Source organism: Mucilaginibacter sp. UYP27, assembly GCF_040547175.1.
GTDB lineage: Bacteria > Bacteroidota > Bacteroidia > Sphingobacteriales > Sphingobacteriaceae > Mucilaginibacter.
This window is the reverse complement of record NZ_JBEPPE010000012.1, coordinates 1-16,349: the sequence shown is the minus strand read 5'-3', so window position 1 is coordinate 16,349 and position 16,349 is coordinate 1. Positions and strand designations below refer to the sequence as shown.

Genomic DNA, 16,349 nt, shown 5'->3' with positions numbered 1-16,349 from the left:
ATGAGTACAGAAAAAAGAAACGCTTTGGGAAAAGGTTTAAGCGCCTTGCTAAACGATTCCCCAAGTGTAAATCAAAATAAGAACAGTTATTCTAATCCGTCTAACCCGGTATCGGAAACCGATAGCCTGGGGTCGGTGAATGAGATCAGGATAAGCGAGATAGAGGTTAACCCTTTTCAGCCTCGCACCGGCTTTGATGAGCAAGCCCTTGCCGACCTATCCGCCTCAATAAAATTGCAAGGGTTGATACAGCCCATCACCGTACGTAAGGTAAGCGCGCACGCTTACCAGTTAATATCGGGCGAGCGCAGGTTACGCGCGTCAAAAATGGCGGGCCTCACCCAGATCCCGGCATACGTACGCACCGCTAACGACCAGCAGATGCTGGAGATGGCCTTGATAGAGAACATCCAGCGCGAAAACCTGAATGCTATTGAGGTAGCCCTGAGCTTTCAGCGGATGATAGACGAGTGCAGCCTTAAACAGGAAGAACTTGGCGATCGCGTGAGCAAAAACCGCTCTACGGTTACCAATTACTTAAGGCTTTTAAAATTGCCGCCAACCATCCAGGCGTCTATCCGCGATGGCGGCATCAGCATGGGCCATGCCAAGGCTTTATTAGCTGTTGATGACCCCGCTGTTCAGCTCTACATTTTCCAGCAGATCATTAAAAACGAGCTGTCGGTACGTAAGGTAGAGGAGATGGTTCGCGAGATCCAGAAAGCCCCGCAAAAAAAGGAAGGCAAACAGCCCGAAACGCTTACCTATCAGCTACAAAAGGTACAGGATGACCTTGCCTCGAAGTTTAGCACCAGGGTAAAACTTAAAGTTAACGCTCAAGGCAATGGAAGTATCGAAATCCCGTTCTTATCCGAAGACGATCTGGGCCGGATACTTGAAATGCTGGATTGGTAAAACACATGCTGAAAACACTTTTAACTACTGTACTATTTTTAGGGTTTGCCTTTTTCGCGATGGGCCAAACCCCCGATACCGTGGCGGCAAAAGCCAAGGCTGATACCGTTGTTAAAAAAGCAGACCCCATAAAAAGAAATTCTTTTGCACCACCAATAAAAAAAGAAAAAGAATACCACCCGGATAGTACACACAGCCCAAGTTTGGCTGTGAAACGCTCGCTCATCATCCCCGGATGGGGCCAATACTATAACCGCGAACTATGGTATATAAAGGTGCCGGCAATTTATGCGGGCCTGGGCTTACTGGGTAATGCCATTATTGTGAATCAGAAAAATTATAAGGTTTTTGTGGCTCTTGCCAAAATAACCCGTACAGGTAGCGTACCCGTACCGGGCGACAGGATGTATGATTCTTACGTGAAATACAAACGTGAATACGATTTATATGTGGTAAATTACGGCGCGTCAAGCACCGATTTGGAGAGCGCGGCAAACGGGTATCAGCGTAACTTTCAGATTAGTATATTAGGTGTAATAGCCGTTTGGGGCATACAAGCCGTAGAGGCTTACATTACCGGGAAGTTCATTAATGCCTATACAGTAGATAATAATCTCTCTTTTAAAGTTACCCCAACCTTAATGGGGCAGCCTGTTTATGCAGCATCAAATTTTAACAGTACATTTATGCCGGGATTAAAATTAACCCTAACGCTTTAAATAGAACGAAGCATACAGTTTAATAATTTACGGATGAAGATCGCATTGTTAGGTTACGGTAAAATGGGGAAGATAATCGAGAAGATTGCCCATGACCGCAAACACGAAATTGTACTTAAAATAGATAACAATAACCTTGATGACCTAACTACCGAAAACCTCCAAAAGGCCGACGTAGCCATCGAGTTTAGCACTCCCGCAACTGTGCTGGGTAATATAGAAAGCTGTTTTAAGGCAGGTGTACCCATTGTTGTGGGCACCACCGGCTGGCACCACGAAATGGCGCAAATAAAAGAACAATGCGAATACCACAAAGCGTCGTTTATTTACGCCACCAACTTTAGTGTTGGGGTGAATGTGTTTTTCCACGTAAACAAGATCCTGGCTAAACTGATGAATAATTACCCGTACTATGATGTGCAGGTAGAAGAGATCCATCATACCCAAAAGCTGGATTCACCAAGCGGCACAGCCATTACCATTGCCGAAGGCATACTGGAAAACCTCGATGCAAAAAAAGACTGGAAAAATGTATTGATAAGCGATGATAAACCCGATGAAGAGGTTGTTGCCGCCAACGAACTGCTGATAGAATCGTTAAGGATAGAGAATGTGCCCGGTACCCACACCGTTATATACGATTCTGAAATAGATACCATAGAGTTTAAACATACCGCCCATAACCGTAATGGCTTTGCATTAGGTGCCGTGCTGGCTGCCGAATGGGTGCAGGATAAAAAAGGTTTTTATTCTGTTGAGGATATGTTTGATTTTAATAACTAATTTACTGCCCAATATTTAAGTAATGAACTGGAAATTCTGGAATAAAAATAAATCAAAAGAGAAGAAAAAAAAGAGCGCCGGCCGCGAGTGGGCAGACGCTATAATTTTCGCGGTGATTGCCGCTACGCTGATCCGTACGCTGTTTATAGAAGCATATACCATACCTACACCATCAATGGAGCGCTCGCTTTTAGTAGGCGATTTTTTGTTTGTAAGCAAAGTTAACTACGGTGCCCGCACGCCGATGACGCCTATCGCGTTCCCGTTTGCGCATCACACTATGCCAATATTAGGTACCAAAGCATACTGGGATGGCATCAAATTGCCATACTATCGCCTGCCTGGTTTAAGCGAAGTTAAAAAAGGTGATGTAGTGGTATTTAACTTCCCGATGGAAGCCGATTCGCCATACTTTAGGCCGGTGGATAAACGCGAAAACTACATTAAACGTTGCCAGGGTGCGCCCGGCGATACGTTAAGCCTGATAAATGCACAGGTTTATATAAATGGTAAAGCAGCGCCAAACCCACCGGGCGAGCAAACTGATTACAATGTTGTAACCAACGGTATGGATTTAAACCCGCAGGTACTGGCCGACCTGAATGTGTCTTACTACGATTCAAATCAGCCGATCCCTACCATGACAAAGGATGCGGCGACGAAGTTAAAGACATACTCAAACGTAAAATCTATTACGCCAAACTACAAACAGCCCGGTATGTCAGATCCGTTTAATCCGGTGTTCCCGGCGGCGTATCCAAAATATAAGCTGAGCCCGCTTAATAAAGATCCTGACTGGAACGTAGATAATTATGGCCCTATCATTATCCCTAAAAAAGGCTGGACAGTTAAATTAGATAGCTTAACCCTGCCGGTATATGGCCGCGCTATAGAAGTATATGAAGGTAATAAATTAGAGATCGAACACGGTAACGGTAAGATCCTGATAAACGGTAAAGAGGCAACTACCTATACCTTTAAAATGAATTATTACTGGATGATGGGCGATAACCGCCACGACTCGTTAGACTCGCGCTATTGGGGTTTTGTACCCGAAGATCACATTGTAGGTAAAGCCCTGTTTGTATGGATGAGCTGGGATGATAACGCCTCGTTCTTCAGCAAGATCCGCTGGAGCCGGTTGTTCATGGGCATCCACTAAGCCCTGTATGATATTCGATAAAGCCCTGTTCAAAAGAACGGGCTTTATCGAATAGCAATGACGTGTGGTTAAAGAGTAACACTACCCTTCCCAAGGAGGGAATTGCTTAACTGCTCGCAATAACTGATGTAAAGCAACTACTTATTCCCCCTCATACTTTAACCCAACCTGTTTTCTCGCCTCATCTATCATCGCTATCATTTGCCGCGACATATCATAGCTAATGATGGGGCTTTCCACTTTGCCGGCTCGCATCAAGTCAACAAAGTGTCGAATCTCGTAATTTAGACCGCCTGCGGTAAAAGGCTCGTCAATTTCAACGGTGCGGCCATCAAGGTAATTGATAGTGGCCTTTGCAGGGTTCCACCAGTTTTTGTGGATGGTGATGTTGCCGAGCGTACCGCAGATGAGCGCATCGCCTTTGCCATGCAGATCGAAACCGCCATAAAGCTGCGCGTAACCATGCTCATGTTTAGTTTGAAACACGCTGAACATATCTATCTCCATCCCGCTGAAGCGGCCCATAGCTTGTACTTCTTGGGTATTACCAAGCCAGTCTATCGCCAAAAAGGCTTCGTAAATACCAATTTGCATTAATGCGCCACCTGCCAAAAGACGACTAAAATTTGGATGGTCCCGACTGATATCCGCTACCGAAGAACCCGCCCGAACATAACCCACCGGGCCAATGGGGTCTTCAAGTACATAGTCTTTTAGCTTTTGGTAAAGGGGGTAAAAGGGAGGTTTCATCCCTTCCATAAATAAAAGCCCGCTTGCTTTGGCAACGGCCAGCACTTCTTTTAACTGAATTAAGTTTAGCGTTGCCGGTTTTTCACAAAGTACATGTTTGCCGGCTTTTAAAGCTTTAATACTATAGTCCGCGTGGGTATCTGGCAGGGTGGCAATGTAAACGGCATCCACATCACTTGATAAAAGCTCTTCCGCGTTGCTGCAAGCCACGCCGCCATATTGTGCCACAAAGTCGGCCACCGTTTCCGGCCGGCGCGAGTAAGAGGCTGCAAGCACGTTATCGGGCAAGGCGTGTAAGCCCTGTATAAACCTGTGTGCGATGCGCCCGCAACCGATAATACCCCATTTGGTCATATTAATTTAAAAGTTAAAAGTCAAAAATAAAAAAGCCTTAAGCTGAGAACAACTTAAGGCTATGTGTTATGGCGGTAACCAATCTCTATTTATCTCTCCTCGGTCACTAATACCTATTGATACTGTATATACAAAGGGTACGGGCTGTACCTTGATATTACCTCTGCAGGTGATAACATATGGTTAGGTGCTTTCTTGATATCGTTTTTGTAGAACAGTTTAAAGCCCGTGAATTGAACCGGCTCCTGGTTAATAAAGTAGCGGTAGGTGCCTGTTTTTAAGTCAGGTTCGCCCCATCCGTCCATATCCATTACTACCTGTACTTCGGGGCGTAATTTGATGTTTTTGTAGTTGGTAACCATCTTTTTAGTAAAGCGGTGTACAACCAATATTTTTGGAGGCAGGCCATTCTTTTTAACAATGCTGGCTAAGTAACCGGTTACATAGTTAATATCGGCAGCATCGTATGTGCCAATTTTTTTGCCGGGCTTGCTGCCGTCTTTCATAGAAAACTCAGGGTCCATACCAAAATGTACCTGTGGCATTTTTAAGTATTTTTCAAATAAAGGTAACTCGGCCTGTATGTTGCTTAATGCCACCTGCACATCTAAGAAAACAATGGCATGCGCTTTTTTGGCTAATACCAGTATACTATCAATTTGCTTAAATGGCATGCGGTAACGGTATTTACCATCTTTACCGCCATCGCCTTGTGCTACTACAGCAATGTAGTGCAGGGCAGGTTGTACAGGTGTTTTAGGATCGGCTTTTTCCCAGGCTTTTACTTCGCCTTTTAGTTTGGCAAGCATTTCATTTGGCGGCAATTCGCCGAGGATACCCATTTTTTTAGAGTATAGGTTACCGTAAAAAGATACTATACGTTTAAAGGGTAGTATGGCACCACCCAGGGGGTAAGGCTGGTTTTTAACCGGCCACCTGCCGCTGGTATCGGTATGTGCGTTAAATTTCAATAACGAATCGTATTTAGCTTTATCAATTGGCGGGTAGGTCGATTTTACTGTGCCTAAAGTATCGGCCTCTTCGCCCGGTGCTTTCGCGGTGGTATCGCCTGCTTTTTTATCGGCTGTTTTGGTGCCGCTGTTGCTATTACAAGCCGGCAATAATGCTACCGAGCCTAACACGAAAAGTGCTGAAAAAATTACGCTTTTTAATTTCATAGATAGATGGGGTATTGAGTATGTGTGTGGTTAAATATAATGCTTGTAAAGATATAATTTACAAGCCGCTTAGCTTTTATTTTTATAAAATTTACCGAACACGCCTAATGGTAATTTAGGGCCTGCTGTAGCTTGTAAATACAGCTCGCCTATCTCTAAATTGTCCACTTTGGGGTATGCGCTTTTAATAAGGTTTTCGATAATGACAGATGAAAAGCCAAGCGAGTAAGTATTCAGGATCAGGAAGTGTTCTTCGGGATCAAGCAATTGCATCACATCGCTCATCATTTCGTTAATGTTATCTTCCAGTTTCCATTTTTCGCCGTTAGGGCCGTTACCGTAAGCAGGCGGGTCAAGGATGATACCATTGTAGGTTTTGCCGCGCTTTACTTCGCGCTTAACAAATTTAAGTGCATCCTCCACCATCCAGCGGATATCTTTTAATCCCGATAGTTCCTGGTTCTCGTTTGCCCAGGTAACCACTTGTTTTATCGAATCTACGTGCGTGGTATCGGCACCTGCCGCGCGGGCAATTAATGATGCACCCCCGGTATAGGCGAACAGATTAAGCACCTTTGGCGTTGGCGTTTTAAATTTTTTGATATTGTCTGATATATAATCCCAGTTAACGGCCTGCTCCGGGAAAATGCCCAGGTGCTTAAAAGAGGTTAACCCCAGGCGTAACTTGATAGCTACGTCGTTATTTTTGTATTCCACGTGCCAGCGGTCGGCAGTTTTAGGGTCTTTCTTTACCCAGTCGCCGGCGGTTGCGCTACGGCCTTTAAACTTTATGTGGTGCAGGCGCTGCCAGTCGGCAGGGCTAAGGGTTTTGCTCCAAACGGCTTGTGGCTCGGGGCGTATCAGTATGGTATTACCAAACCTTTCCAGTTTTTCAAAGTCGCCGCAATCAATCAGCTCGTAATCTTTCCAGTGGGTTGGTGTAAGGAGTTGGATCATTTTTTTTTGAGTATCAAGTAGCAAATATCAAGTAGTTAGATCTTCTTGCCAACGGCAAAGGTAGGAAAATTGCTAAAGTTGGGTCTTGATACTTGATACTAATTACTTGACAATACTAACAGAACTATAATTTATCCTTAGCCGCCTGCATAAATTTACTGGCGAATACAAAATCGTTAAGTTCTTGATTGTCGGTTTTAGCAATTTCTTTATTAGAACCTTCCCACCATTTTTGGCCCTCGTGTAAAAAAATGATATGATCGCCAATCCCCATTACCGAGTTCATATCGTGGGTCACAATAACCGTTGTCATGTTGTACTCTGTGGTAAGGTCGTTGATCAGGTCATCTATCAGGATAGAAGTTTTTGGGTCGAGGCCGGAGTTTGGCTCATCCACAAATAAAAACTTGGGTTGCATGGATATGGCGCGGGCAATACCCACACGTTTCTTCATACCCCCCGATAGTTCGGCGGGGTAAAGTTTGTTTTTATCTTTAAGGTTTACACGCTCCAGGCAAAAATTGGCTCGCTCCTGTTTTTCGGCAGCCGATTGCTCGGTGAACAGGTTAAGCGGGAACATGATGTTCTCTTCCACCGTCATGCTGTCAAACAAGGCCGAGTTTTGGAAAAGCATCCCAATTTGCGTACGGATGGGCACGCGGGCGGTAAAGTCCATTTCGGTAAAATTATCTTCCTCAAAAAAAACCTGGCCTTTGGTAGGTTCATGTAAGCCTACGATACATTTAAGCAAAGTAGTTTTGCCCGAGCCAGAGCCGCCTATAATAAGGTTGTTTTTTCCGGTTTGGAAAGTAGCACTGATGCCTTTAAGTACATCATTATCGCCAAAGGTTTTATAAATATCTTTGATCTCGATCATAACATTAAACTGGTGATCATAAGGTCGGCAAATAAGATCCACACACAACTAAATACCACGCCCTGTGTAGCCGACTGGCCAACCTCAAGCGCGCCGCCCGATGTGTAAAACCCCTGGTAAGAACATATGGATGCGATAAGGAAGCCAAATACAAATGCTTTCACTAACGCTACGCGGATGGTTAAACCATCAAAACCATCGTTAACACCCATCAGGTAATCTGCAGGGGTAATGCTGCCGGTAACTAAACAAGCGATATAACCACCGGTGATGCCTAATGCAATTGATATGATAACCAATAGCGGTACCATGGTGATAGACGCCAATATTTTAGGGGCTATTAAATAACCCGGTGCGTTTACGCCCATAATCTCCAGCGCGTCTATCTGTTCGGTTACGCGCATGGTGCCAATGTTCGACGCGAAGTTTGACCCTACACGCCCGGCCAATACCAATGATGATATAGTTGGGCTAAACTCCAGAATGTTGGAGTCGCGGGAGATGCTGCCGGCAATACTGCGGGGCACCAACGGGCTGGATAACTGGAAGGCCACCTGGATGGTTGTTGCCGCGCCAATAAATACGGATATAATGCTGATGATACCTAACGAGCCAATGCCCACAGAAACCATCTCGCGCATTACCTCGGCCCAGTAAACTTTAAATTTCTCTGGTTTTTTAAAACTCAAACCCAGTAAGAGGATATATTTTCCTAAGCTTTGAAACATTCGTTGGTCGTAAATAATTCGGTTAAAAATACATTTTTTAATATTAAGCTATATTGCCGCTTCAAATTCAATCAATATTAATTGATATTTAAGTATGAAAAACGCCCTTATCACCGCAGCAACAAAAGGCATTGGACGCGCTGTTTCAATCGCTTTTGCTAAACAAGGAATAAACCTGTCGATTTGTTCTCGAAATGAGGAAGATTTATCAAATTTTAAACAGGAGTTGCAAAGCATCAATCCCCAAATTACGGTAATAACCATGGTTACAGATTGCAGTAAGCGCGATGAACTGATAAATTTTGCCGTATTCACCGAGAAAAAGCTGGGTTTCGTCGACATTATTGTGAATAATGTGGGTATGTATAAGCATGTATCCATACTTAACGACAGCGAAGATTCTTTCCAAAAACAGATAGATACCAACCTGCTTCCGACCTATGAACTGTACCGTTTCTTCGGTAAACGCATGGTTTCTGTCGGTAAAGGGCATATCTTCAATATATGCTCGGTAGCAGCTATAAACCCCATAGCAGAGGCCGGTATGTATAGTGTAACTAAATATGCACTTTTAGGTCTTAATAAGGTAATGAGGCTCGAAACGCAGGGACATGGTGTTAAGGTAACAGCAGTGATCCCGGGGTCAACATTAACAGATTCGTGGAAAGGCGTTGAGGTTGATAAAAACACAATGGTACTCCCCGAGGATGTAGCATCGGCAATAGTAAACATATTAAATATGAGCGCCGGGGCAAGTGTTGATGAAGTGGTTATAAAACCTGCGCCGGGCCAGATATAAGCCTCTCCCCAAACCCCTCTCCGAGGGAGAGGGGCTTTAAAAACAGAAAGTCTCCCCTATCGGGGGAGATTTAGAGGGGGCTAACATTTAAACTAAAAGATAATGGAAAAGAAACTTTACAGAGACGAGCACCGCAAGGTTATAAGCGGTGTATGCGCAGGCTTAGCCGACTACTTTGGCGTGGACGTATCAATAGTACGCGTACTATTTGTAGTATCAATGTGTTTAAAAGGTGTGGGCTTATTGCCGTACATCGTTTTATGGATAGTATTGCCAAAACGCCCGTTTGGGTTTAATGAGCCATTTAAACCGGGTGTAACACCGGGCTACAACCCCAACTACCAACAAACATATGGCGATATAAAGGTAGATTACACGGTGCCTAAGCCACCATTTCCCGGCCAGCCGTTCCCCCCATATCAACCTATTAAGAAAACTTCAAACGTAGGTGTGATATTCGGTGTGATACTAATAGCACTTGGAGCCATATTTTTGGTAGATCAGTTAGACATCATTCCTGATTGGGACTTCGAAAAACTTTGGCCTGCAATATTAGTAGTAGCGGGTGTAGCTATGATTTTTGGCGGCAAAAAACAACCATGGGAAAAAGAAGGCTGGGTTGCCGACAAAAAGGAAGCGGAGTTTACCACTCAACCTAAAACCGAAGCGACAGAAGACAACCAAACCGATAACAATCCAACTGTATAGTTATGAAAAGCGAAAAATTAATACCAGGCCTTATCCTGGTACTGTTAGGAACCGTGTTCCTGTTAGATAATTATCATGTAATAGATTTCCATTGGGGAAACATCTGGCACTTGTGGCCAATATTCCTGATCATGGGTGGTGTAAACCTGGTGTTTGCCAACAATAAAGCCCCATGGGCAACCGCGCTTAAAATAGGCGTGGTGGTATTAGGCTTTGCCCTGTTGGTATTTGGCCATTTTGATAACCGCTGGTTTAGGCCCGGCCACTGGAACTTTAACGACAAGGGATGGTATAAAGATGGTGACGACAATGACAACAACGACGATGATGACGACGACAACGGCAGCGATAGCACCGGCATTGTTAAAGTAGAGGGTAGCAGCACCTACACCGAGCCTTTTGTGGCAACCGCTACATCTGCAAGGTTAGAGATAAGCGGTGGCGGTACTGTATATACATTGAAAGATACAACCAACCAGTTGTTCACCGCAACTACCCGCGAGCGTTACAACAGGTACATCTACACCCATACAATGGATGGCACAACACCTGTTATAGGGTTGCGTATGAAAGAAAAAAAGGGCCATATCAATTGGGATAGCGATAAAGGTAACTCGGCCACTATAAAATTAAATACCCGGCCAGAATGGGATATCAACGTAAAAGCCGGCGCTACCGAACTGGATTTTGACCTGTCGCCCTATAAAATTAAACGCTTTGAGATCAACGGCGGCGCGGCATCGTTCCACATAAAAATGGGCCAGCCATTAGCCGAAACTAATGTAGACGTTAATACCGGGGTATCCGAAGTAGAGATCAGCGTGCCGGCAAACGCGGCTACCCGTATCACGGCAGATACCGGCTTATCATCAAACGAGTTTAACGGCTTCGATAAAAAAAGTGATAACACTTACGAATCTGCAGGGTTTGCTACCGCTAAAAATAAGATCATTATCCACGTAAAAGGCGGCCTGTCTGATGTTAAGGTAGTTAAATATTAATAGTTTTATTGCCGGATGGTTGCCCCTAATGTTTAAATTTGAACGCTATGCAACCATCCGGCAATACTAATTTACAGCCCGCAACCAATGATGAATATACCCTCGTCATCAACGGGAAACCCGATGGCCCATTTACCATAGCGCAATTAAAAGAGCGAAAAATCAAGCCCAGCGACTTTATAAAAACCCCCGCGATGGACGATTATAAAGAAGCACACGAAATAGCTGCGTTAAGGCAGCTATTTGGCTTTGCAAGGCGCCCGCTGCCCATGCAGTACTTCGGTAGTTTTGACCAGCGCGCCATTGCCATGGTGATAGACTGGTTAATTGTACTTAGCGTGTTTGTATTGGCGGCTTTTATAGTGATGCTGGCAATGTTATTGGCCCTCCCCGGGCCGGATAATCAAACACTACGTATGGGTATCACCATAGGCATAGTTGCATTAACCCCCATCGCGAAGATCATCTACAACGTACGGATGGAAAGCGGCCCCAAACGCGGCACATTTGGCAAACAACTGATGAACATCCGTGTATGTGATAATTATGGCGAGCAGATAACCCAAGGCCAGGCCATTGGCCGCAATATGGGTAAGTACCTGTCTGTAGCAACGCTTTTTATAGGCTATATTATATGCTTTTTCACTGCAAAACAACAATGCCTGCACGATATAATGGCTGATACAGTGGTGATAAAGGATAGGCTGGACGGGTAAGGCGGATGTGCAGATATGCAGATAATGCGGACGTGCAAATGTGCGGATATGCAGATGTGCAAATGAAAGATCCGAAGTAAAATAAAACGTTTACGTTTTCTACGCCGCGCAGAGAGAGAACAAAAATAGCGATGGGTTTTATACCCATCGCTATTAAAGCTTGCGAACTGCAAAACTAAAAACTGCCAACTGGCCTACACCGCGTCAGACAGTGAGCTAAACGTAAAGTCGCGGATACGCATTGGGGGTATCAGGGCGCTTTGGCTGCTTTCGCCACTTACGGTGCGCTCTGTTTTGCCAAGGGCATCCAGGTTGTTCAGCATAATAACAGGGCTTTCGTTAAAGCGCATGTTTTTTATCGGGAACTTTATCTGTCCGTTCTCTATGTAAAAAGTACCATCGCGGGTAAGGCCGGTATAAAGCAAGGTTTGCGGGTCAACCGGGCGTATGTACCACAGGCGGGTAACCAATATGCCTTTTTCGGTGCCTTTTATCAGGTCTTCCAAGCTTTGGGTGCCACCTTCCATAATAATGTTTGCAGCGCCGGGCACCGGTTTTACACCTTTCTTTTGCGCCCAGTAGCGCGAGTAACTTAAATTTTTGATCACCCCTTTTTCTATCAGGCTCATCTTATCTAATGGCATGCCCTCGCCGTCGTAAGTGGTGGCAGGCAGCTCGGGGTTGGTAGGGTCGGCGTAAATGTTTACGCGCTCGTCAACCAGTTTTTCGCCAAGGCGGGTTTTGCCGCCCGGTTTACTCAAAAAGCTACGGCCTTCATCGGCACTACGCGCGTCAAGGCTGCCATATAGCTGCTCAAGCAAAACTATACCTGCGGCAGGCTCTAATATCACCGTGTATTTACCCGGCTCAATGGCTTTTGCAGCAACAGATCCGGCGGCTTTTTTAGCGGCGATGGCCGAGAAGGCCTTAACATCCAGCTTGCCTATATCATTATAATCCTTAGTAACATAGCCGGACCCTTGTCCATCTGCCGTACGCATGGTTGCCGAGAAATTGACGTTGGTGCCACGGTTAAATACAAACAGGCCTTTAGAATTCATCATGGCGCTGCTGGCCGAGCTATCCTGCAAAAAGCCGGCTGCTATAAGTTTGTTTTGCTTAGATATATTTAGGCTGTCCTCCACCATTTTGCTACGCTGTGCGGGCGTTATCGCGGCTGTAGCAGCCACAAAGGTTTCGCCGTGGGCAGGGTAGGTTTGCGGGCCAAGCATCGGCATGTACTCCGGGTTTTCGGGTGCAAATTGTGCAAGCTCTTCCGAGCGTTTTACCGCCTTTTGAATCGATTCGTCGCTGTAATCATTTAAGGTGATAACGCCCAGTTTTTTGCCGAAGGCTGATGAGATTGACATGCTGCTGCTGCTGATAGCGCCGCTGGTTGATACGTTGTTGCGGGCAAAACGTACGTTTGCCGAATCTGAACTGTAAATGCTAACCTGGCATTCATCAGCTTTTGAATAGCTCAGCACCTTTTTTAACAGGGTGCGGCATTCGTTTTCAGTTAATATTGCCATGTTATATTTTTCTTGCTGTGTTAATTACGTTAACCCCGTTAAAACGGGCTGTTGATGAACCATGAGATACAGCGCTGGCCTGCATTGGCTGCCCCTTACCATCAAAGAACGAGCCGCCTAAACGGTAATCGTCCTTATCGCATACTGCGGTACACGAGTTCCAAAATTCCTGCGTGTTGGCCTGGTACGCAACATCGTTTAGCATGCCCACTATTTTACCATTCTTGATCTCGTAATAAAGCTGCCCGCTAAACTGAAAGTTGTAACGTTGCTGATCTATAGAGAACGAACTATCACCGATAATGTAGATGCCTTTTTCCACGTTTTTTATCATATCCGCAGGGGCCATTTTCTCTTTACCCGGTTGCAGTGATATGTTTGGCATGCGCTGGAACTGTACGTCGCGCCAGCTTTGCGAGTAGCAGCAGCCTTGCGACTCCTTTAGCCCGATGATGTGCGCCTGGTCGCGGATGGCCTGGTAGTTTACCAACACACCATCCTTTATGATATCCCATTTTTTGGTGCCCACGCCCTCGTCATCGTAACCAACCGCACCAAGCGAACCCGGCTGCAGCTTATCGGCCACAATATTTACGTTTTTACTGCCGAAATTGAACTTGCCCGATTTCCATTTGTCCAGTGTCAGGAAGCTGGTACCGGCAAAGTTGGCCTCGTAACCCAGCACACGGTCAAGCTCCGAAGGGTGGCCTACAGATTCGTGAATGGTCAACCACAGGTGACTTGGATCAAGCACCAAATCATATTTGCCCGGCTCTACTGTTTTCGCTTTCAGCTTTTCGGCAGCTTGTAGTGCCGCCGCGCCTGCGTCTTCCAGCATGTCGTAGCGGTCGCGGTATAGGGTGGTCTGGCTTTTTATTTTGTCGCTTTCGCGTGGTTGCAGGTACTCGTAACCCATGCCGCGCGGTGCGCTAAGCGAACTCCGGGTTTCAAACTTGCCACTCTTCTCGTCAATTTTGGTAACCCCAAATACCGGCCAAATGCGGTGGATATCCTGGTCGATGTAGGAGCCGTCTGTAGATGCAAAATATTTTTGCTCGTTCACCATAAACAGGATCGAGTTAACGTAGTTGGCGCCGTTTTTAAAGGCGGCATCGTTAACAGAAAGCAGCAGGTCGGTTTTTTCCTTCATCGGCACATCAAAGGCGTTGCGCTCGATAGGGGTTTTCCAGGTAACCTCGCCATACCCTTTTTGCGGGGCCAGCTGCACCGGCTCGCTTTGCAGGCGCGAGTTTTCTTTGGCAATGGCCACAGCAGTTTCTGCCGCGCGGGCAATGCTATCGTTATCCAGTTTATCTGTAGCTGCAAAGCCCCAGCAGCCGTTGGCAATAACACGGATGCCCATGCCATAGCTTTCGGTATCAACAATATTTTCAATGTTTTTATCGCGGGTAACCACATACTCGTTGAGGTAGCGGCCAAGGCGCACATCGGTATAGGTAGCGCCTTTGGCGCGTGCAGCGTTAAGGGCTACATCGCTCATGCGTTTTTTAATGGCCATATCAACATCGCGCATGCGCGTGCCCGGCACAATTGGCGAACCGGCGGCCGTAAACTGGCTAAGCATGCCGGCACTTATGCCCATGCCTGTAAGGTAGAGGAAGTCTTTTCTTTTCAAAGTGGGTCAGTATTAAAGCCTAAATATAGCGATTAAAGGATGATGTGCAAATGTGCGGATATGCAAATGTGAAGATGCGGGGATGTGCAGATGTGCAAGTGATTTTGAGTTCCCCTCTTGAGAGGGGTAAGGGGTGTGTTAGTAAAGTGATAAGTAAGTTGTCATGGTGGGCCTGTCGAACCATTAGCCGCGTTTAAAGTCTTCGACAAGCTCAGACTGACAAAGTGAAAAATCAAATTCCCTCTGAAGAAGAGTTAGCGAAGTGTGTTAACGATTAAATATTAAAGCTTTTAGTTATATATTTAAAGCATGATAGTGCATTTTATACAACATAAGGGCAGGGAGGCTGGGTATTAGGCGTTCCGCTTATTTGTGGAGTAGTGTTGTTTACATTATCTGATGCTTTAGGTGTAGATACCCCATATCTGCGCCCTGCATGTTTCTTTATATCTGCCGCAATTGTTTGGTTTGTTGACGACGGGCACCACCTCATTCAATATGGCCATAGTACCAATAAGAGGAAAAATGCTTTTATGTGGATAGAAATGAAATACTGGGCAATACCATTAGCAATTGCCGGTAGCGTTTCGCTCGCTGTAGTAAAATAAAGATCTGAAAGCAAGTGCAGTAGCGTTTTGGTTGCGGTAGTCCCGCTATCTGCTATACGCTGCTATCGGGTTTATGGTGGGTAGGGCTGATGTAATTATGAGTAAGGCGGCCGCGCCTGTAGGTGAGGATGTAAGAATTATTCAAAGTGTTTTTTAATAAATTAATAATTCTTAATATTGGTAAGTTAACAACCAGTTTAATTTTAATATGGCTAATCAAAGGGTACCAGGTTCTAATAGTGATGATGTTTCCAAACTAATAAAAGATAAAGCGTCATTTAAAGAAGAGTTATTAGAAAGAATAAAACTTGGCAGCGATTTATTTAACAAAAGCGTTGATACCACAAGCGTATTGGATTTATTGAATAAAGAATATTATGACTGGAATGACTACAATGCAGAATTAATCAAAACATCTTTCCGTCCTGCGAAAAGCGAATATTTAGGAAGTTATGCGTCTTGTACAGAAATTTTTTTTTATACAAGATTGAATAGTAGGCAAGAAGAACTGGATAGTTTAAAAAAGGATATTGCTACTAAGATTAACAACTTAGAAAGACTCGTTAATAAATTGCCCTTGATAGGATCATTAGTTAATGAATCTAATACAATCAAAGTTGAAATAAGTCAGCAACAGAATGATAATATTTTTATTGTTCATGGGCACGATATTACAGCTGAAACAAAAGCTGCACGATTTATTGAACAAATTGGATTTAAACCTATAATACTCCATGAACAAAGTAGTTCAGGGAAAACAATTATTGAGAAGATAGAAGAATATTCCAATGTAGGGTTTGGCATAGTACTTTATACTCCATGTGATACTGGTGTAACCCTCCCTTAGTTCGGACTGGTATTTTATAGACTTATTTAATTCAAAAATATAATTATTGTTGTTGTAACTGTGGGGATGTTGGAAACTC

Annotated in this window: 17 protein-coding genes; 10 read left to right on the top strand and 7 right to left on the bottom strand. The window is 44.8% G+C overall.

Features of this window, described 5'->3' with window-relative positions; all coding sequences use genetic code 11:
• From ABIB39_RS20905 to lepB, 4 genes are read left to right on the top strand one after another with little or no spacing between them, the layout of a single operon-like run.
• Positions 1–915, top strand: coding sequence for a ParB/RepB/Spo0J family partition protein (locus tag ABIB39_RS20905; RefSeq protein WP_354432128.1), 915 nt, complete (start codon positions 1–3; stop codon positions 913–915).
• A 5-nt stretch (positions 916–920) separates the two neighbouring features.
• Positions 921–1,634, top strand: a complete 714-nt coding sequence (locus ABIB39_RS20900) for a DUF5683 domain-containing protein (RefSeq protein ID WP_354432127.1) — start codon at positions 921–923, stop codon at positions 1,632–1,634.
• A gap of 33 nt (positions 1,635–1,667) precedes the next feature.
• Positions 1,668–2,417 (top strand): 4-hydroxy-tetrahydrodipicolinate reductase, encoded by a 750-nt coding sequence (dapB, locus tag ABIB39_RS20895; protein ID WP_354432126.1) that lies wholly within the window; start codon positions 1,668–1,670, stop codon positions 2,415–2,417.
• A gap of 22 nt (positions 2,418–2,439) precedes the next feature.
• Positions 2,440–3,579, top strand: a complete 1,140-nt coding sequence (gene lepB / locus ABIB39_RS20890) for a signal peptidase I (protein WP_354432125.1) — start codon at positions 2,440–2,442, stop codon at positions 3,577–3,579.
• Positions 3,580–3,720: 141 nt separating this feature from the next.
• Here lepB and ABIB39_RS20885 read toward each other — a convergent pair whose 3' ends face one another.
• The 5 genes from ABIB39_RS20885 to ABIB39_RS20865 all read right to left on the bottom strand — a co-directional run bounded on the left by ABIB39_RS20885 (position 3,721) and on the right by ABIB39_RS20865 (position 8,423).
• The gene (locus ABIB39_RS20885) at positions 3,721–4,683 is read right to left on the bottom strand and encodes a Gfo/Idh/MocA family protein (protein WP_354432124.1); all 963 of its coding nucleotides are present in this window, start codon (positions 4,681–4,683) and stop codon (positions 3,721–3,723) included.
• A 113-nt stretch (positions 4,684–4,796) separates the two neighbouring features.
• Entirely contained in the window at positions 4,797–5,861 is a 1,065-nt protein-coding gene (locus tag ABIB39_RS20880) for a hypothetical protein (protein WP_354432123.1), read from the bottom strand.
• A gap of 69 nt (positions 5,862–5,930) precedes the next feature.
• Positions 5,931–6,818, bottom strand: a complete 888-nt coding sequence (locus ABIB39_RS20875) for a class I SAM-dependent methyltransferase (protein ID WP_354432122.1) — start codon at positions 6,816–6,818, stop codon at positions 5,931–5,933.
• A 124-nt stretch (positions 6,819–6,942) separates the two neighbouring features.
• Positions 6,943–7,695, bottom strand: a complete 753-nt coding sequence (locus tag ABIB39_RS20870) for an ABC transporter ATP-binding protein (RefSeq protein WP_354432121.1) — start codon at positions 7,693–7,695, stop codon at positions 6,943–6,945.
• The gene (locus tag ABIB39_RS20865; protein WP_354432120.1) at positions 7,692–8,423 is read right to left on the bottom strand and encodes an MlaE family ABC transporter permease; all 732 of its coding nucleotides are present in this window, start codon (positions 8,421–8,423) and stop codon (positions 7,692–7,694) included. The genes ABIB39_RS20870 and ABIB39_RS20865 overlap by 4 nt, the downstream gene beginning before the upstream one ends.
• A 94-nt stretch (positions 8,424–8,517) precedes the next feature.
• On the opposite strand from ABIB39_RS20865, the gene ABIB39_RS20860 reads away from it, so the two are divergent.
• The 4 genes from ABIB39_RS20860 (at position 8,518) to ABIB39_RS20845 (ending at position 11,647) form a co-directional block, all read left to right on the top strand.
• Positions 8,518–9,222: an SDR family oxidoreductase gene (locus tag ABIB39_RS20860; RefSeq protein ID WP_354432119.1), complete on the top strand. Its 705-nt coding sequence runs from the start codon at positions 8,518–8,520 to the stop codon at positions 9,220–9,222.
• 102 nt (positions 9,223–9,324) lie between these two features.
• Positions 9,325–9,930, top strand: a complete 606-nt coding sequence (locus tag ABIB39_RS20855) for a PspC domain-containing protein (protein WP_354432118.1) — start codon at positions 9,325–9,327, stop codon at positions 9,928–9,930.
• 2 nt (positions 9,931–9,932) lie between these two features.
• On the top strand, positions 9,933–10,931 hold the full coding sequence (locus tag ABIB39_RS20850) for a toast rack family protein (RefSeq protein ID WP_354432117.1): 999 nt from the start codon (positions 9,933–9,935) through the stop codon (positions 10,929–10,931).
• Between the two features lie 47 nt (positions 10,932–10,978).
• Positions 10,979–11,647, top strand: a complete 669-nt coding sequence (locus ABIB39_RS20845) for an RDD family protein (protein ID WP_354432116.1) — start codon at positions 10,979–10,981, stop codon at positions 11,645–11,647.
• 194 nt (positions 11,648–11,841) lie between these two features.
• Here the strand turns inward: ABIB39_RS20845 and ABIB39_RS20840 are convergent, their stop codons facing one another.
• Positions 11,842–13,179 (bottom strand): TldD/PmbA family protein, encoded by a 1,338-nt coding sequence (locus ABIB39_RS20840; RefSeq protein WP_354432115.1) that lies wholly within the window; start codon positions 13,177–13,179, stop codon positions 11,842–11,844.
• A 1-nt stretch (position 13,180) separates the two neighbouring features.
• The gene (locus ABIB39_RS20835) at positions 13,181–14,815 is read right to left on the bottom strand and encodes a TldD/PmbA family protein (RefSeq protein ID WP_354432114.1); all 1,635 of its coding nucleotides are present in this window, start codon (positions 14,813–14,815) and stop codon (positions 13,181–13,183) included.
• A 380-nt stretch (positions 14,816–15,195) separates the two neighbouring features.
• Here ABIB39_RS20835 and ABIB39_RS20830 point away from each other — a divergent pair, with 380 nt between their 5' ends.
• On the top strand, positions 15,196–15,423 hold the full coding sequence (locus tag ABIB39_RS20830; protein ID WP_354432113.1) for a hypothetical protein: 228 nt from the start codon (positions 15,196–15,198) through the stop codon (positions 15,421–15,423).
• Positions 15,424–15,631: 208 nt separating this feature from the next.
• The gene (locus tag ABIB39_RS20825) at positions 15,632–16,270 is read left to right on the top strand and encodes a TIR domain-containing protein (RefSeq protein ID WP_354432112.1); all 639 of its coding nucleotides are present in this window, start codon (positions 15,632–15,634) and stop codon (positions 16,268–16,270) included.
• Positions 16,271–16,349: the final 79 nt, after the last annotated feature.